This is a genomic window from Paenibacillus roseus (genome assembly GCF_016424485.1).
Lineage (GTDB): Bacteria > Bacillota > Bacilli > Paenibacillales > Paenibacillaceae > Paenibacillus_D > Paenibacillus_D roseus.
In genome coordinates this window covers 61,535-81,000 of the sequence record NZ_JAELUP010000005.1, presented here as the reverse complement: position 1 = coordinate 81,000, position 19,466 = coordinate 61,535, and the positions used below count along the sequence as shown (strand labels likewise).

12 protein-coding genes are annotated in these 19,466 nt (G+C 49.5%); 11 read left to right on the top strand and 1 reads right to left on the bottom strand.

The window, feature by feature from the left end; translation table 11 throughout:
- Positions 1-244 precede the first annotated feature (244 nt).
- From JFN88_RS02425 to JFN88_RS02400, 6 genes are all read left to right on the top strand, one after another.
- A complete protein-coding gene (locus JFN88_RS02425) occupies positions 245-3,919 on the top strand; it encodes a response regulator (RefSeq protein ID WP_199017700.1) in 3,675 nt (1,224 codons plus the stop codon).
- A complete protein-coding gene (locus tag JFN88_RS02420) occupies positions 3,912-4,754 on the top strand; it encodes a CheR family methyltransferase (protein ID WP_332908424.1) in 843 nt (280 codons plus the stop codon). The genes JFN88_RS02425 and JFN88_RS02420 overlap by 8 nt, the downstream gene beginning before the upstream one ends.
- Before the next feature lie 40 nt (positions 4,755-4,794).
- Positions 4,795-6,954, top strand: a complete 2,160-nt coding sequence (locus tag JFN88_RS02415; protein WP_199017698.1) for a response regulator — start codon at positions 4,795-4,797, stop codon at positions 6,952-6,954.
- A 120-nt stretch (positions 6,955-7,074) separates the two neighbouring features.
- The gene (locus JFN88_RS02410) at positions 7,075-8,166 is read left to right on the top strand and encodes a CobW family GTP-binding protein (protein ID WP_199017697.1); all 1,092 of its coding nucleotides are present in this window, start codon (positions 7,075-7,077) and stop codon (positions 8,164-8,166) included.
- Between the two features lie 243 nt (positions 8,167-8,409).
- Positions 8,410-9,021 (top strand): YqaA family protein, encoded by a 612-nt coding sequence (locus tag JFN88_RS02405; RefSeq protein ID WP_199017696.1) that lies wholly within the window; start codon positions 8,410-8,412, stop codon positions 9,019-9,021.
- Between the two features lie 211 nt (positions 9,022-9,232).
- Entirely contained in the window at positions 9,233-10,162 is a 930-nt protein-coding gene (locus JFN88_RS02400; RefSeq protein WP_199017695.1) for a manganese-dependent inorganic pyrophosphatase, read from the top strand.
- Positions 10,163-10,535: 373 nt separating this feature from the next.
- Here the strand turns inward: JFN88_RS02400 and JFN88_RS02395 are convergent, their stop codons facing one another.
- Complete coding sequence (locus JFN88_RS02395) at positions 10,536-12,644, bottom strand: methyl-accepting chemotaxis protein (protein WP_199017694.1); 2,109 nt, start codon at positions 12,642-12,644, stop codon at positions 10,536-10,538.
- A 325-nt stretch (positions 12,645-12,969) separates the two neighbouring features.
- Here JFN88_RS02395 and JFN88_RS02390 point away from each other — a divergent pair, with 325 nt between their 5' ends.
- The 5 genes from JFN88_RS02390 to opp4B all read left to right on the top strand — a co-directional run bounded on the left by JFN88_RS02390 (position 12,970) and on the right by opp4B (position 19,448).
- Positions 12,970-14,688, top strand: a complete 1,719-nt coding sequence (locus JFN88_RS02390) for a DUF4127 family protein (RefSeq protein ID WP_199017693.1) — start codon at positions 12,970-12,972, stop codon at positions 14,686-14,688.
- 105 nt (positions 14,689-14,793) lie between these two features.
- Entirely contained in the window at positions 14,794-15,867 is a 1,074-nt protein-coding gene (locus JFN88_RS02385; RefSeq protein ID WP_199017692.1) for a response regulator, read from the top strand.
- 673 nt (positions 15,868-16,540) lie between these two features.
- Positions 16,541-17,530 carry an ABC transporter ATP-binding protein gene (locus tag JFN88_RS02380; protein ID WP_199017691.1) on the top strand — a complete coding sequence of 330 codons (990 nt, stop codon included), beginning with the start codon at positions 16,541-16,543 and terminating at the stop codon, positions 17,528-17,530.
- A gap of 14 nt (positions 17,531-17,544) precedes the next feature.
- Positions 17,545-18,480: an ABC transporter ATP-binding protein gene (locus JFN88_RS02375; protein WP_199017690.1), complete on the top strand. Its 936-nt coding sequence runs from the start codon at positions 17,545-17,547 to the stop codon at positions 18,478-18,480.
- Between the two features lie 5 nt (positions 18,481-18,485).
- Positions 18,486-19,448, top strand: a complete 963-nt coding sequence (gene opp4B, locus JFN88_RS02370) for an oligopeptide ABC transporter permease (protein WP_199017689.1) — start codon at positions 18,486-18,488, stop codon at positions 19,446-19,448.
- Positions 19,449-19,466: the final 18 nt, after the last annotated feature.

The window sequence follows — 19,466 nt, the reverse complement described above, 5'->3', positions numbered from 1 at the left end:
GCCGAACGCCCAGCGGCGTTTTACTTTCTCAGGGACTTATATAATCGGTTTCAACCGAACGCAAACGGGGTAATGGTTTAAAAATAGGTTTGCAAAACGCAGCTGCCGCTGCCAAATCAGGGGCGGCTGTTTAAATTTGAGCGGCAGTGCATAACGTGTACAAATTCACTGCAGAGGCGGGGTAAAGTCTAAAGTCCAAAGAAGGGTGAATTTTGGCTAGGAGGAAACCAGGTGATGAACGAGCATGAAGACTAAGACGAAAATGATGATCGGTTCAATTATTATGATCAGTACGGTACTGCTGCTGGCAGGGGCAGGCATTATCAATACCCGCGAGCAGAGTAAGCAGCTTGACCGGCTCTACAATGAACGATATCAAAAGCTTCTTCTGGCTTATGAATACCGGTCCAACGTCAACGAGATCGCTAAAGGCATTACCAACATGCTGCTTACGCCGACGGAGGAGGTCAAGGAGAACAACCTGGACGCCATTCGCAGCTCCTGGAAAAAAGCATTGGATGCCTATGAACGACTCGAAGTAGTAAGCAGAGGGCAACTGGAGAGCAAAATTTTCTCGGAAATCGAGCAGGCCCGCGGCATCTATTCGGAGTTTGTGCAGTCCGTGTTAAAGCTGGTGGAGGAAGGTCAAATCGATGAGGCGGTTGCACTGCTGAACGAGCATGGTTTGGAGGATCAGAATAATCTGCTGTACCGGACCAATGAACTGGCGAATTATCAGATCAATGTGATGAGCGAAGCGTTCAATGAATCTACTGCCAACAATGCGCGTACCGAGACATTGATGTGGATGATGACCTCAGCCGGCCTGATTTTAGCCATTGGAGCGATGATCTGGAACTTGAAAAATCTTAGTCAAGGGCTGGGCAGTCTGTCAGCAATCATCAGAGGTTTTGCGCACGGCACGCTGGATGCACATGCGCGGGTCAGCATCATTCGGAAGGATGAATTCGGGGAGGTCGCCCAGGTATTCAACCGGCTAGCCGACGATATTGAGGAGAAGAACAGACGGGAGGTCGCCTACAACCTTCAGATTGAAGAGGAGTCCTGGGTTAAATCCAATCTGGCCGGGATCATGACCACTTTGCAATCAGGTACGGACATTGGTGAAGCGAGCCGCATCTTCATTAGCGAAATCGCTGCGCTTACTGGGGCTTCTTACGGGGCGTTATATGTTCGTGAAGGTTTTGGGGAGCAGCAATTTTTGAGAATGCATGGCGCCTTTGCTTTCCAGGAGGAGTCAGCCTTCGAGCGGCTGTTCGTATTAGGCCAAGGCCTGGTCGGACAGTGCGCCTATGAAGGCAAACCCGTAGAGATGGAGAATGTGCCGGATGACTATGTTAAGGTACATACCGGGATTGGCAGCGCTTTGCCTGGTTATGTGTTGCTGTATCCTGTAATGTACCATGGCCGCGCGCTGGCTGTTATTGAGCTGGCTTCAATGGTTCCGTTCCAGAAGCTGCATCGCAGATTTCTTGAAGAGGTGTCCGTCGATCTCGGCATTGTGTTCAACAATCTGTTTGACCGTATGCGCGTAGAGGAGTTGCTTAAGGAATCCCAGGCGCAATCCGAGGAACTACAGGCGCAGTCGGAGGAACTGATTTCCCAGCAGGAGGAGCTTCGCAGCTCCAATGAACGATTGGAGGAGCAGACCAGGCAGCTCAAAAAATCAGAGGAAGTACTGCAAACCCAGCAGGAAGAGCTGGAGCAGACAAATGAGGAGCTTCTGCAAAAGACACATCTGCTTGAGCGCGAGATGAAGCAGACGCAGCATAAAAATGAGCAAATCGAGAAAACGAGGGCGGCGCTGGAACAGCAGACGGTTCAACTCGCCCTTTCATCTAAATATAAAACTGAATTTTTGACCAATATGTCTCATGAATTGCGCACGCCGCTTAATAGTCTGCTGATTTTGTCGCAAATGTTGATGGATAATCAGAATGGCAACCTGACGACCAAACAGGTGGAGTTCGCATCCACGATTCATTCCTCGGGGAGCGATCTGCTCAAGCTAATTGACGAGATTTTGGACTTGTCCAAGATTAGCGCTGGGAAAATGGAGGTTGTCGTCGAGAGTGTGGGTCTGGGCAATCTGGAGCAGTTTTTCGAGCGTAGCTTCAGGCCGCTTAGCGAGCAAAAAGGAATTCAGTTCGAAACGGCCATTGAAGAAGGACTTGCCGCCAATATGTATACCGACAGCCACAGGCTGAAGCAGGTTGTCAAAAATCTGTTGTCCAATGCTTTCAAGTTCACATCCAAGGGGTCTGTTGCGTTCACTATCCGGCGGGCGAAGCCGGATGAGCATTCACAACTGGAGGGGCTGGATGACCGGATTGCGTTTGAGGTCAAGGATACCGGAATCGGCATTCCGCTGGAAAAGCAGCAGCTCATCTTCGAAGCGTTCCAGCAGGTGGACGGCACAACGAGTCGAATTTACGGGGGCACCGGACTTGGCCTTGCGATCAGTCAGGAACTGGCCTCCCTGCTCGGCGGCTTCATTGCCGTGGACAGTGAAGAAGGCAGGGGCAGTACGTTCACCTTGTATCTGCCGGAGTACCATACTCAGAATCAAGAACCGAAGAGGCAACTGCACGACCATGTTCTGGAGGAGGCGCCACAGCGCGGTCGGCAGGATTACCGGCTGCCAAGCTCTTCTGCGGAAGCAGCAGCCGCTTCGCATACAGCCATCCAGCCGATAGAGGATGACCTGGAACATTTGCAAAGCAATGACAAGGTAGTGCTCATTATTGAGGATGATGTCCATTTTGCCAAGGTGCTGCTTGATATTGCGCATTCTCGCGGTTTTAAGGGGATTGTCGCGCTGCAAGGGGATAAGGGCTTGACCTACGCGCGGACTTACACACCGGATGCGATTCTGCTCGATATTCAGCTTCCCGTGGTCGACGGATGGACGGTGCTTAATCAATTGAAGCATTATTCCGAGACACGGCATATCCCGGTTCATGTCATTTCGGTCGTTGATGATATTCAGCAGGGTCTCTCCATGGGGGCGATTGCCTATGTGAAGAAGCCTGCGGACAAGAATAGCCTGGATCGGGTATTCACCCAGATTGAAGGCTTTCTGGAGCGGGATCTCAAGCGGCTCTTGCTGGTGGAGGATGATGAGGCGCAGCGCACGAGCATCATTGAACTGATCGGACATGACGATGTGCTGATCAGCGCGGCATCAACCGGCAGCCAGGCGTTGACGCTGCTTGAGGAGCAGCAATTTGACTGCATGGTGCTGGATCTGGGACTCCCGGACATCTCGGGCTTCGATCTGCTGGATGCAATTCGCAGCAATGAGCAGATTCGAGACATACCGATTATTATCTATACCGGCCGTGAGCTGGACAAGAAGGAAGAATTGCAACTGAAGAAATATGCGGGCACAATCATTATCAAGGACGTCAAGTCACCGGAACGCCTGCTTGACGAGACGACGCTATTCCTGCACCGGGTTGAGGCGAATCTGCCGGAGGACAAGCGGAACATGCTGCGCAAGCTGCACAATATGGAGACGATCTTCGAGAATAAAAGTATTTTGATCGTCGATGACGATATTCGCAATGTGTTCGCCCTCTCCAGTGTACTGGAGAGCTATCGCATGAAGATCACCTTCGCCGAGAACGGTCGCGAAGCGCTGGAGCAACTGGAGCAGCATCCTGAGATTGATCTGATTCTGATGGACATTATGATGCCGGAAATGGACGGATATGAAGCTATGCGGCAAATTCGTCTCCTTCCGCAATTTGATAAACTGCCGATTATCGCAGTTACTGCGAAGGCGATGAAGGATGACCGGGATAAATGTATGGAGGCCGGAGCCTCGGATTACATCGCCAAGCCGGTTAATACGGAACAATTGTTATCTTTAATGAGGGTGTGGTTATATAAATAAGCATAGGCATGAAATAGGAGAGCGGGAACAGATCGAAATCGAGCTGCTCCTTGAGGCAATATTTCGCATGTACGGCTACGATTTTCGCAATTATGCCTTTTCCTCCATGCGTAGAAGAATCTGGCACCGCGTTCACGCCGAACGGCTGCCGACGATCTCTTCCTTGCAAGAGCAGGTGCTGCATGATAGGTCTTGCATGGATCGGTTGCTCTCGGATATGACCATCCATGTGACGGAGATGTATCGCGACCCGGAGATGTTCCTTGCTTTCCGGCAGAAGGTCGTGCCGCTGCTGCGAACCTATCCATTCATCCGCATCTGGCACGCAGGCTGTTCCAGCGGCGAGGAAGTTTATTCCATGGCGATTCTGCTGCATGAGGAAGGGCTGTACAACAAGGCTCGAATTTACGCCACAGATACCAGCGGCGAAATATTGGAGCGGGCCAAGTCAGGGGTTTTCCCGCTGGAGCGGATGCAGTTGTATACGCGCAATTATATGGAAGCAGGGGGAAAAACGTCATTTTCCAACTATTACACAGCGAAATACGACTCGGTTATCTTTAATTCCGATTTCAAACGAAATATTGTATTTGCGCAGCATAATTTGGTGACGGACAGTTCCTTTAACGAATTTAATGTCATTCTGTGCCGCAATGTGATGATCTATTTCAATAAAAAACTGCAAGATCACGTCCATAAGCTGCTGTATGACAGCCTGAGCCCGCTTGGGGTGCTGGCGCTTGGAACCAAGGAGTCAATCAATTTCACCCCGTATGCCGATGCCTACGAAGAACTGGATATGCATAACCGGCTGTACCGGAAAGTAAATAAATAAATCAATCATTATACATGTAGGACTTGGGGGTGAAGAAGCGGTGTTTTCAACTGAGCAACCGATCAACATTTTGCTGGTGGATGATAACCCGGATAATCTTCTGGCGATTGAGGCGGTAATCGGGGATCGGAACTATAATCTGGTAAAATGCTTTTCTGGCGAAGAGGCTCTTCGCCGATTGATGAAGGATGACTATGCGGTTATTGTCATGGATGTGCAAATGCCGGGAATGGATGGTTTTGAGACTGCGCGGCTGATCAAAGCCAGGGAGAAAACAAAGGAAATCCCGATTATCTTTATTTCTGCAACGAGCAAGGAATCCGAACATTTCTACACCGGGTATTCCGTTGGCGCAATTGATTATATGCTTAAGCCTTTCGTTCCGCAGATTCTGCGTACCAAAATCGACGGCTTCGTCACGATGTATGTGAGCAGCAAGAAGCTCCAGCTTCAGACGGAGCTGCTGCATCAGAAGACGAAAGAACTGGAGAAAATCAACCATGAGCTGCGGTTTACCGCCAACAAGCTGAGCAAGACGGAGGCCCAGGCAAAAGTAGTCGGAGAAACATCGGTCAATACGATGATTACCTTTGACCAGGACGGCTCGATTCTGACGGTGAATCCTGCTGTAGAGCAAATGTTTTATTACGCGGCCGAGGAGACGATAGGGCTTAATATTACACAGCTCATCCCTTGCCTGGAATCTTGCAATCCGGTACAGTTTTCGCAGCAGCTTGCCGCTGAATTCGCTTCGTTCCTCCAGGTGACGCCATGCCGCAAAGATGGGAGCTTGTTTGAAGCGGAAATCCAGCTCGGCAGAGCCGAAGTGGACAACGAGCCAATCTTTGCTTGTACGGTAATTGACATTACCGAGCGCAAGCGGTTTGAGAAGGAGCTTGTCAAGGCCAAGGAATCAGCGGAAATTGCTGCTCAGGCCAAAACCGAATTTCTCGCCATGGTTAGCCATGAGATTCGCACCCCAATGAATGGCGTCCTGGGGATGACCACGCTGCTGCTGGAGACAGAGTTGACAGAGGAGCAGCGGGATTATGCGGACATGATTCGCAAGAGCGGAGACGCGCTGCTGTCGGTTATCAACGATATCCTGGACTACTCCAAAATCGAATCCGGCAAAATGGAGCTGGAGGAGGTACCGTTCGAACTTGAAGCGTGTATTGCTGAAACCTTCGACCTGTTCACACCCAAGTCCAAAGGCTGCGATCTGCAAATGAGCTATGAGCTGGAGCCGGGGCTGCCGAGATCTGTTGTAGGCGATGTAACGAAGCTGCGTCAGGTGTTGATCAATCTGGTCGGCAATGCGGTGAAATTTACCCAGGAAGGCGGGGTTTCCCTACACGCGCGCCTGGCTGCCGATTACGGTCATGAACTGGTCATAGAAATGGCGGTGGAAGACACGGGAGTCGGCATCCCGAAGGAAAAAGTGTCCCTGCTGTTTCAGCCGTTCTCGCAGTTGGATTCTTCCATGACCCGCAAATTCGGCGGAACCGGCCTTGGACTCGCGATCTGTAAAAATCTGATTGAGCTTATGGGCGGCTCCATTCGCGTGAATACGGAGCGTTCGCGCGGGGCAGCCTTTATATTTACGTTGCGCGTCAAGCCGTTCCGATTGAACCGTGGTACGGCGATGCATAATGAACCGTTTTCCTTCTCGGCGTTGTTGCAGGATACTGAAAATGAGATCGGCGCAGACATAGAGTACATGGAAACAGAGCCCTATGATGGTGATGGAAGCGGCAATTCACATGAGTCTGGGCATAATCATTCGGATTTCCGCGTATTGGTTGCCGAGGACAATGATATCAATCAGAAGTTGGCGCTGCGGTTGCTGCAGCGGCTTGGATTTACAGCCGACGTGGCGGCTGATGGTCAGGAAGCGGTCGAGCTGGCATTGCGCAAGCGGTATGATTTGATTCTGATGGATATTCAAATGCCGGTGATGGACGGCCGCGAGGCCGCCTGGCAGATCGTTTCATCGCTCAATGAAGAGGAACGGCCGGTCATCATTGCAATGACAGCCAATGTATTGTCCGGAGATCGAGAGAGCTGCCGTGCTGCCGGGATGGCGGATTTCATCAGCAAGCCTGTCCAACTGGAGACGCTGCGGGAGACCTTGGACCGCTATTGCGGGTACAACTATACAGGACAGCCTGTAGCCGGGATAAATGAGCCTGCAAGATAACACTTTGTACAAAGTGTCCGTCTTGCAGGCTATTCTTTTTGGAGGTAAATTACGCTTGTCACATCCGTAATGATTACGATATAATTCCGACTAGAATGTCACTCCGAAAGGATGAAAGCGATGGGGGTACAGGAACGCAATATACCCGTTCATTTAATTACCGGTTTCTTGGGCAGCGGCAAGACGACGCTGTTGACCCGCTTGATCGATTATTATCATGCTGTGGATCAGAAAGTCGCCGTGGTCATGAATGAGCTGGGGGATGTCAATCTGGACGGAACGTTAATGAACAGGGAGGTGCCGATGAGCGAGATGCTTGGCGGCTGTATCTGCTGCAGTATCCGCGGCGACCTTGGCATGGAGATTCAGGAGTTGATTGCAACTCATCGGCCTGATGTGATTCTGATCGAGTCTACAGGCGCTGCCAACCCGCTCGAAATTATCGACGGTGTCACAGAGGCAGCGCTGCTTGTTCATGTGGATCTGCAATCCATCATTACGATCGTGGACGGACCGGAGCTGCTGGAGCGGGGCCGCAATGGCAAGGGCGCTACCTTCCGGCTTATGAAGGAGCAAATTCGCTGTGCGACTCACTTGATCGTCAATAAGGCGGATCGGCTGTACCCGGAGCAGGTCGTAGAAGTACAGCAACTTGTACGGGGATGGAACGAAAAGGCAGAGCTGTTCGTAACGGTAAAAGCTGTTGTGGACGCTGCGGCGCTGACGAGCAGTCCGGTGAAGGAGTACGGGCGTGAACAGTACGATGCAACTGTGTCTCACAGCCACGATGATAATGGTGGCAATACGGTGACGGACGTCCACTGTTGCGCGGATGACGAGCATGACCACGCACATTGCGGGCAACATGATGAAGCTGCCGAGCAGCAGGAGGGGCATATGCATCATAGCCATAGCCATGTGATGGTGCTGACTCATTACTTCCCGGAACCGGTGGACGGCGAGGCCTTTGAAGCACTGTTAAATCACTTGCCGGATGATATCTACCGCGCCAAGGGAGTTGTCACCTTCAAGGAGACTAAGAGCCGTTTCATGTTCCAATATGCTTACCGGGAAAGCGACTTTTTGCGAATTAACCCGCAGGGCCAGGTTCATGATGTGGCCGTATTCATTGGAGAGCATTTTTCCAGGGAGCAGCTTTTGGAGCAATTGCATGAGCTGGAGAAGAAGTCAGCGATGTCCGGGGAGAACTGACAGCACCAAAATTGACAGCCTGCCCGTCCACGCTTGTGAAGGGACAGGCTGTCATTCTCATTTCCCCGGTTTTGTTGTATGATGAAGACATGCGTAGTTTTTTGACTGGACTTGGGTCGGGGATGAAACCAGTCCTGCGCCGCTTACGTATATATACTTGATGAGGTAAGCTTATAAGCGAAAATAAAGTTGGAGTACCCAGGCTTTATTGACGATTTACGGATGTAGAAAGGGGCCTGCGTATTGATTCAGTCAATCTTGGATTTTTTGAAGGATTTCGGAGTGTGGGGACTATTTATTCATTCTTTTATAGATGCGATTATTTTTCCTATCCCCGCGTTTTTTCTTCAGGTCTCGCTTAGTCTGCTAGACCCTTCCTCTGCGTTATGGCTTGCTACAGTTGGCTTCATAGCCTGCCTGCTCGGCACCCCGTTTGGCTATTTAATCGGGAAACTGCTCGGCAAATCCCTTTTGTACAAAATTTTGAAAAAGAAATGGGTCGATAAGGCGACGGAAATGTTCAACAAGAACGGGGAGGCCGCGATCTTAATCGGAGCGTTCACGCCAATTCCATTCAAGGTATTTACCATTTTGTCAGGGTGTCTGAATTTCCCGCTGTGGCGGTTAATGGCGTATGCTGCCTTGGGGCGGGCGATCAAGTTTTATGCTATCGGTATCTTGTTTTACGTTTATGGCCGTGCCGCCGAGGGAATGGTTGGCAAAGTGTCGCTGTACGTTTTTCTGATCGGAGTACCGCTTATCTTGATCGGGTTGTGGGTGCGAAAGAAGATTCGGAATAGACGTCAGCCGGCAGAGGCGGGAGCGTCCCAGCAGCATGATATTTCTGCGGACTGAGCACAGGCTACAAATATATAAGTTGCAGAAGAAATAAGGAAGGAGCTTCAGGCTGTTTTGTACGGCTTAAAGCTCCTTTTTCTATTTCTACCGAATAATAGGATAGGAATAATAGATATTAAACGTTATAATAAAATGGGGCTGAAAGCTGCTGCGTCTGAGAATGCAGCCGGGCCTGTTCTCAAACCCAACGATGGAGGAGTAAGAAACAATGGAAAAAACGTTGATTTTTGGCCATAAAAACCCGGATACAGATACAATCTGTTCCGCGATCGCGTATGCAGACCTGAAAACCAAGCTGGGGCAGAATGTTGAGGCTATCCGTCTTGGGGAAATTAACGGCGAGACAAGCTTTGCCTTGAATTATTTCAAGATTGATGCGCCGCGTCTTGTCGAAGCAGTGGCCGAAGAAGCGAAAGAGGTTATTCTCGTCGACCACAATGAGCGTCAACAAAGCGCCGGCGATATTGATAAAGTAACCGTGACCGAAGTTATTGACCACCACCGTATTGCAAACTTTGAGACAGCCGGCCCGCTGTACTACCGTGCCGAGCCTGTAGGTTGCACAGCAACGATTCTGAACAAGCTGTACAAAGAGAACGGCGTAGCAGTTCCCGCGCCGATTGCCGGATTGATGCTGTCTGCTATCATCTCCGACTCGCTGCTGTTTAAATCCCCGACCTGCACGGAGCAGGATGTGGCTGCCGCGCGCGAACTGGCTGAAATTGCCGGTGTTGACGTTGACAGCTATGGGCTGGACTTGCTGAAAGCCGGCGCTGACCTGAGCGACAAAACGATCGAGCAGTTGCTGTCCCTGGATGCGAAAGAATTCCAGATGGGCGCTTACAAGGTTGAAATCGCACAGGTGAACGCAATTGACCCTAACGACGTCATCTCCCGTCAGGCTGAGCTTGAGGATGCGCTGAATGCGATTATCGCAAGCAAAGGTCTCGACCTGTTTGTACTCGTTGTTACGGATATTCTGAACAGCAATTCCGTGGCGCTGGCCTTGGGCAACCAGTCCGCAGCTGTGGAAAAAGCATATAAAGTAACTCTGGAGAACAATAAAGCGGTTCTGGCGGGTGTTGTATCCCGCAAAAAGCAGATTGTTCCTATACTTACGGAAACACTGAGCAGCTAAGTTCAACAAGAACCAGGCTTCATAATTATTCTATCGGCTTCAAGTGCCTAATGCCATAAATATTCAATGATGTAAAAAATCAGCCTTCACTTCCCGTTCGTCAATCGTGGAAGCGGAGGCTGATTTTGTGTTGGAATTTTCTCAACATTTTTTCTCTTCTCGATCAAGTATCAGTATACTTTGCACCAGGCATCAAAAGCGAAGGCCGGGCAGGCGGCAATTCGTCCTGCTGGAAAAACGAAAAAAACCACCGCTCAGGTTGAGGACAGTCCTCGGTCTTGTTGACTCCTGGCGGTGGTTTTGAGGCATGGATTTGCGTTTTACTGCCACGCTACGGGAATTCCACAGCGGTTTCACATCATAAGGTTTGTCATCAGGTTTTGAATTTGCTCATCAGCGCGACCAGTTCTTCCACCATGTTGGACAACTGGGAGGCTGCTGCGCTGACTTCTTCCATTGTTGCCAGTTGCTCCTCGGAGGCCGCCGCTACATGTTGAGCATTGGTTGCCGACTTTTCAGCAATGTGCTCCATTTGCGCTACCGAAGCGGTGACTTCTTCGACGCTTGCAGACATTTGCTCGGAAGCGGCGGACAACTCGCTGACTTGGGTATTCACACCAGCCATCTCCTCCAGAATGGAGGCGAAGATGCGTCCGCTGTTTTCGACAGCTTCAACCCCGCGTTCGGTCTCAAGCGCTCCCTGCCCCATCGCTAGGGAGGCGGCGGAAATTTCGACAAGAATCTCCTGAATCAGTTCGGAAATTTGTCTTGCGGCCTGGTTGGACTGTTCGGCCAGCTTGCGTACTTCTTCTGCAACGACAGCAAAGCCTCGACCATGTTCGCCGACTCTGGAAGCTTCGATAGCGGCATTCAGCGCCAAAATATTGGTTTGGGAGCTGATACCGGAAATAATACCGACAAATCGGCTGATCGCTTCGGATTTGTCATTCAACTGCCTGATCTTGCGCGACGATTCTTCGACAGAATCGGACACAATTGCCATCTGCCGGACAGAAGCCTGGATGAATTCGTTCCCGTCGCGCGTTTGTTTCTCAACTACCTGTGAAGAATCAGCGAGTTCTGAAGCGGAAGTAGCGATTTTATCGATCCCGGCAGCGAGCTCGTTCATCGTCCTTGCCGTTTCGGAGGCATCATTCCGCTGGGACTCGGCGCCTGCTGCAACTTCCTGGATGGAGGCGGCAATCAGCTCCGCTGCCTTCCCCGTTTGCTCGGCGCTGGCCGTAAGTTGCTCGGAGGTTGCTCCAATCGATAGTGAATGGTCAGATACGGTCTTGATGGTCATTCGCAGTTTCTCCATCATCTCATTGAGCCGCGCGGTCATACTGCCAATCTCATCCCGGTTGCGTACTTCCAACTTCCCGGTGAAATCGCCTTGGGCCAAGCGGACGGATAATTGATTGACCTTGGCAATTTGCTTCACGATTAAATGCACAAAGACGTACACGAGCAAGCCAAGAATTACAAGCAAGACGACAGCAGTCACAATGGTAGTCACTAATGACCTGTTGAATTCTTCCAGCACGACTGCTTCGTTAATGGTGGTCTGCATGTACATGCGGTTGTCCGATCCCTGGATCGTAATTGGCGTAAATATCCGAATCACTTTTGCTCCGTTGCGATCGATGGCATAGTGCCTGTAATCGCCTTGAAGAACTTTATTCCAGATTTCAACCTTGTCCGGTCTGTTCGCGAATTGGGTATTTATCTCATCCGGATAGCGGCCGTTGCTTACAAAAACCCCTTTCTCAGAAATTATGGAGGCATATCCGCCCAGCGGCTTTAGCGTCTCCGTCATTTTTTGCAGAAAATCCAGGCTGAAATCCGCCCCGACAATCGCCACAAAATTGCCCTTCTTGTCAAGCACCGGTACGGTTACACTATTTAGAAAAATGTCCTTGCCGTTTACTTTGTATTCCATCGGCTCAGACCAATATGTCCGCTTGGTGGATTTGGGCAGGTAATAATATTGGCTATCCTCGGAATTGGGATCGGAATAATATTCGAGTGGCTCTACCAATATATTGTTGCCTTCCCGGACCAGGTACGGAAGGTATCTGCCACTATTATCGTCATAGAGCTCCTTGTTCTTGTTCGCTGTATCCTGTCCATCGAATGCATTAGGCTCCCACAGCGTATAGATGGCCAACAGATCGGGTTGACGTTTCAACTCTTCCTCCAACAAGCGTACTCCTTCAGCCCGGCTGAAGGTACCGTTATTGCTGGCATCCAGCAGCACTTGCCCCATTGTTTTCAGGGAAGCTTCAAGCCGGGTCAGCTTGTCCTGAAATACATCCGAAGCATCATCTGCGGACAGCATGGTGTTAAGTTCACCTTTCTCCAGTGTAAGGCTGTGCAATTGGATAATGTTGGAGTACAACAGCGCTCCGAATGCGAGCACCAAAGCAATACAGATTGAGGTGACAAGTTTGGTCTTCACGCTACGATTGGTAAACCATCTCATTAATTTCACTCCTTGATTAGTCAGGTAGTTTGAAAAATTTTCGGCTATGAGGTCAGACCAAAGTAAAATATTGGACATGCCTCCTAAATTAAATTATATATAAGTTATCGACATAACTCCCTATAAATCGACATAGTTTTTTAAAAAATTTTGAGTTAACCTATAAAGTCAGTGTTTGAGGTCTTGATACGAGTTGTTTCTTGGTTCGTCAACAGGTTGTAACGGAACTCATTAAATTACCTATATAAGTGAGGGCAATTTTTGGAGACCGGGGATTCATCAATTCCTGGCGCCCCGCCATAACTTATATCAGGGAGTGATATGGATGAAAAAGGTAGTGTATGTGCCATTGGATGACAGGCCTGTCAATTTGGATGATGTCATTGTACAGGGAAAATCCGCGGGCATCGAGGTAATCACGCCGAATGCTGGTGATATCCGCAATCGTCTGGATACGCAAAAAACAGTATCCGGTTCCGAGGTGACAAGCACGAGCGATCCTGTATACGGGAAGCCCGGGGATATCGCGCGGTTCATCGAGGAAAGGGCCGATGAGGCGGACGGATTTATTATTTCGATTGATATGCTAGCGTACGGAGGGTTAATCGGGAGCCGTTATCTGCGCCCGGAGGATAGTCAGGCCTATCCTGATTTTGATTGCAGCACTACGGATCTGTTGGATACAATCCGGCGCGTCAAACAAATGTGTCCGCACAAGCCTGTCTATGTGATGGATACGATTATGCGTTTGGCTACAACGGTTCATGTCGAGGGGCTAACAACGCCTGCCTATCAGGAATCCCGCAACTTTATGCGGCAGCCGCGCAAGCATTTTGAATCATTTGAAGAAATATTGGAAGGTTACGATCTCAAGCCGGACGGTACGGCTTATGGTGACACGGTTCATTTTAATAAAACGCATTTTTACAACACACGCCGCCATAAATTAAAAACGACCCGCTATGTGCTGGAGCGCTTGACACAGGAGGGGTATATTGATTTTCTGGCTATCGGTGTTGATGATGCGTATATTGAAGGCGTTCAGGCGAATGAAATCGCCTGGGTGGAAGAGCGCATTGATTCCGGGCTTGGCGGCGTCAACGGAAAAAATCCGGACCGCGCCGTGATTTTGCCTGATGCGGACGGCCTCGGCCACTCTCTGCTGGCCAGGATGGCCGGGAGGATCTATCACGGTCCTGCAAAGCCCCGGTATAGAGTGAGATATTACGGTCCCCATGGTTCTACTGTTATCAACCCTTACGAATATATGGATGTGAATGAGAACATTCGCAGCCATGTTGATATTGCAGGCGGACAGCTTGTCGCAAGCGGTCCTTTCGAAATGGACATTATTGCGGTGACGGATGACAATCAAGCGGCGCAGGCGGTTGAACATGTCGAAGCCAACGGGGGGTGCGGCGTACCTTCTATTGTCCTGGATTTTACTAGCGGCGGCGTGGCCAATGAGAAGGTGACAACCGCGCTGCTTGCCAGCCCGTTCACGGGGCGACTGCTTGGATACAGCGCATGGAATACGGCAGGGAACAAGATTGGCCTGGCTGTGGGCATGGGGCACGCTAGATATGCCTTTTTGACGGGTAATGTGCCGCTGCAAACACTGAATGCTGCATTGAATGCTCATGGGACGCTGCTGTTCAAGCGCTTTCTGAAGGATTACGCCTACAAGGCGCTGACGATTGGCGAGATCAGGGCGGAAGCGGCCCAGCGTTCTCCGTATACGAATGTGACAGCGGATGCGAATATGCTGCTCTTCGTCTCAGCGAGTGATTACAGCGACCTGTCAGCGCTTCTGGAGGAACGGATGCAGACGCATACAGCCATTTTGGCCGCCGCTAATGCTTTTATCCCCGCCGCCTCCCCTGCGGCTTGCAATATTCATCGCATTCACAGCGGAGCGTGGGATTTGGTTCCATATACAAGTGTAACGCTTCCGCCTGCTAACACCGGCTTTACATGGGGGCGGGCGTTTGAAATTACGCTGAATCCTTCGGCAGAGCTGGGTCTGAACAGCGAGTCCTTATAAGCAAGTGGGGGAGCGATATCAGGGACAATTCTTTAAACAGTGGGCTGATCACGCCGGGCGTGTGCTATAATGGCATATATCAACGCTAAGTGTGGTGACATGCAGATGATCAAGGTTTATCTGGTTGATGATGAACCGCTGGCACTTTTTTACTTGGGAAGCATGTTGAAGGATTTGGGAGACTTTGAAATTGCCGGTACGAGCACAAATCCTCTTGAGGCTATTCAAGCTATATCCGAGACAAGACCGGATGCGGTCTTCCTAGACATCGACATGCCTGAAATGGATGGTTTGCAGGCGGCGGAACTGGTTCAAGACACTTGGCCGGCTGCGGACATTGTGTTTATTACCGCTTATAATCAGTACGCAGTAGACGCCTTCGAGTTGAATGCAATGGATTATGTCCTCAAACCGCTGCAGCGTACAAGGATGGAGAAGACGGTTGCCAAGCTGAAGGAGAGGTTCAAGCAGCGTCCGCAAACGGCGATCATCGCTGAAGCCCCGATTATCCGTTGTATGAATATGCTGCAGTACGAGCAAAGGGAAGGTCAGCGGGAATCGTTCCGGTGGAGAACACTGAAATCGGAGGAGCTATTCTGTTATTTGCTGCACAATCGGACAACGGTAGTAAATAAGGAGACATTGATTGACCTGCTGTTCCCTGGTACGGAATACAAGAAAGCAATGACGCATCTGTATACGACGATTTACCAAGTACGAAAAATGTTCGAGGAGCTTCATATAGATATTGCCATTGCCAAGATCGGGGCGCAGCGGGGCTACAAGCTTGACCTGAAGCAGGTGCGAATCGATGTGGATATGTGGCAGGAGGAATTATTGCAGCTTGATAGGGTGGATCAAGATAACTATGAGAGGCATCAGAAGGCGATTGATGCCTATGCCGGGGATTATTTTGAAGAGCAGGGCTATCTGTGGGCGGAAAGCGAGCGGCATCGCCTGCGCTTAAGCTGGCTTCATCATGCGGTGAGATTAGCCTCTTTCTATGTTGACCATCAGATGCTTGCCGCGGCGGTATCGCTTTATCAGCGGATTGTTCAGTACCATCCTTATTCCGAAGAAGGACATCTGGGGCTAATCAAGGCTTATGAGCTGATGGGCGGCAAACTGGCTGCGGAGGAGCAATACCGTAATTATCAGAGATTTTTGGAAGAGGTCTGAGGGGCGAAAGCTCTGCTGATCTGGGCAGACTTGACTGGAGGGTTGGCTACTCCATGTCAGGTCTGTTTTTTGTATAAAGGAAGCCTTAAAATGGTATATGATGGGGAAGGTTCTCATGATCACTCTTTGCCAGATCGAGAGAAAGATTGAGCAGGATGTTTGGTTTGTGTTCCATCCGAAATTTCAAGTAGACATACAGTTTTTGTTGAAATTGTAAAAAGTGCTTGGAATTCTGGAAAGAGTGCGTTATATTAGAAAAATAACCGTTCAAGCCACAAATTCATTGTCATAATACCTCACATAAATCTAGAGGTGTTTATTGTTGTATTGTAAAGTTTATAAAGCTTGTAGCAGGGGACGAATACAGAAATATACAATATACAATATACAACAAAAGGTTGTGCTTTTGTTTTAAAAAAGTTAAAATGTTTACAAAATTAAACGTCCCATTGACGAAGTATGCTGAAAAAGGCTCGTCACGCTCTTACAATGCTGGAGCAGCTCTATTTGATGTCGATTTTATATTGAGTCACAAAAGCTCACACAAAATTTGGCAGGCTCATCCGTAAATTGTCGGATTGTCATTCGTTTTACTGTATTCAATATACTATATTTAAAATAATGATTAATTTTGTCATGTTATGAAATTAATTGTCGTTAAGGGTGATTGAATTTGAATGAAGAGCTATTGAAAATTGAAAATCTTACAACATCATTTCGAATTGGCGACGATTATTATGCAGCCGTAGACCATGTATCGCTCGCCGTCAAAAAGAATGAAATATTGGCGATTGTGGGTGAATCCGGTTCAGGCAAGAGTGCGCTTGCCTTCTCGGTTATGGGCCTGCATACACGAGCGAAAACGGAAGGTCAAATCTATTACAAGGGTCAGGATATTGTGAACCTCCCGCCGTCCAAGCTGAACAAGCTGCGCGGCAAGGAGATGGGCATGATTTTCCAGGATCCTTTGTCTGCGTTAAACCCGCTTATGATTATTGGTGATCAGATTGAAGAAATATTGCTCCTCCATAATCCAAAGCTTTCCTCCAAGGAACGAAAGGCCAAAGCGATCGATTTGCTGCAAAAAGTGGGTATCCCGCGTCCTGAGCATACATATACTCAGTATCCCCATCAGCTTTCCGGAGGCATGAGGCAGCGGGTGATTATTGCCATCGCAATTGCCAATGAGCCAAGCTTGCTGATTGCCGACGAACCGACAACAGCGCTAGACGTAACGATTCAATTGCAGATTCTGGACCTGATCCGCAAGCTCAAAAACGATATTAACGCCGGTATTATTCTCATTACGCATGATCTCGGTGTTGTTGCAGAGATGGCGGACCGAGTGGCGGTCATGTACGCCGGGCAAATTGTTGAAATTGCCGATATTTACAGTCTCATCTCCAATGCTCGGCATCCTTATACAAGATCGCTGCTCAATTCGATTCCGGCGAGTAATGAAAAGCAGGAGAAGCTTCATGTGATTCAGGGCATCGTGCCTTCGCTTAAAAATCTCCCCCGCAAGGGCTGCCGGTTTAAAGCTCGAATCCCTTGGATTGATGAATCAGCGCATGAAGAGAACCCGCAGATGCATGAGGTAGCGCCAGGGCATTTTGTACGCTGCACCTGCTATAAGGGATTTCACTTCCCTGATCACAACTGAGGAGGATTAAGCTCATGGCAATTCTTGAAGTCAAAGACTTAAAAGTATATTTCCCGATCCGCACGGGTCTGTTCAGCAGGCATACCGGTGATGTTAAGGCCGTGGATCACGTGAATTTATCCATAGAACAGGGCATGACGTACGGGCTGGTAGGGGAGTCGGGCTCGGGGAAAACAACGACCGGCCGCGCAATTATTGGCCTGAACCAGATCACGTCCGGCAGCGTGCTGTTCAACGGCACAGATTTGGCCAAGGGTGGTCGGCGCAGCAATCTGAATATCCGCAGAGACATTCAAATGATTTTCCAGGACCCTTATTCCTCTCTGAATCCGAAGAAACGGGTCTGGGATATTGTTGCCGAGCCGCTTCGCAATTTTGAAAGGCTATCCCCGCAGGAAGAGAAGAAGCGGGTATTGGAGCTGCTGGAGCAGGTGAATCTGAGTCCGGAATCGATCTTCAAGTATCCGCATGAATTCTCAGGCGGTCAACGGCAGCGGATCGGCATTGCCAGAGCGATTGCCTTGAAGCCGAAGCTGATTATTGCGGACGAGCCTGTATCTGCGCTCGATGTATCCGTGCAGGCGCAGGTATTGAATTTCATGCGGGAGATTCAGAAAGATTTGAACCTTACCTATCTATTCATCAGCCATGATCTTGGGATTATCAAGCATATGTGCGACCGGATCGGCATCATGTACAAGGGTCGGTATGTGGAAGAAGGCAATGCGGATGATATTTTCAACAATCCGCAGCATATTTACACCAAACGTCTGATTGCCGCAATCCCTGATATTGATCCGACACGCCGCGAGGAAAGGCTGAAATTCCGCGAATCCGTCAAGGCGGAATATGAGCAGGCTTACAGAGACTATTTCGATGAAGAGGGCTTGGCCTATCCAATGAAATCCGTCTCTGCGACACATTCAGTGGCATTGCCCGGGAGAGGTTGAATGATATGTGGAAGGTTATCGTACGAAGATTTTTTGTCATGGTTCCCCAGGTTGTCTTGCTGAGTATTCTGGTGTTCCTGTTAGCAAAGTCAATGCCAGGGGACGCGCTTACCGGCATGATCGATCCAAGTATCGATCCAGCAGCGCTGGAAGCGCAGAGAGAGAAGCTGGGCTTGAATAATCCTTGGTATATTCAATATTGGGACTGGATCACCAAAGCGGTTCAGGGAGATCTGGGTCAGTCCTTCCGCTTCAAGATGCCGGTCACCGATTTGATTGGTCAGCGGCTTTTGAACACCGTATGGCTGTCAGTGGCAACTTTGCTGTTGACGTATATGATTGCGATTCCGCTCGGAATTATTAGCGGACGCTATAATGACACCTGGAAGGACCGGTTGATTACCGGCTATACCTATTTCGGCTTCGCAGCGCCATTGTTTATTTTTGGTTTGCTGATGCTTTGGGTTTTTGGTTTCACCCTGAACTGGTTTCCGACAGGCGGCAGCGTCGAGCCGGGGCTTGCCAAAGGCAGTTTTGCCTATGCGGTCAGCAAGTTTTACCATCTGTTGCTGCCGGCGATGTCCATGGCTCTGATTGCTACGGTTACGACGGTTCAATATTTGCGAAGTGAAATTATTGATACGAAGCAAAGAGAATTTATTTTGACTGCAAGAGCGAAGGGCGCTTCCGAATCCCGGGTCTACAATCGCCATATTTTGCGCAACTCGCTATTGCCCATTGCTGCTTTGTCCGGTTATGAAATTACGGGCTTGATCGGTGGCTCGATCTTTATTGAGAGCATCTTCAGCTATCCGGGAATGGGCCAGCTGTTCATCAGCTCGATTATGATTCGTGATTTCAGTGTCGTGACAGCCTTGGTTCTGCTGTATGGTATTGCTTCTATTCTGGGAGCTTTGCTATCCGACATTATATTAAGTATTGTTGATCCGCGCATTCGGATTCAATAAGAACTCCAAAACGCTGAG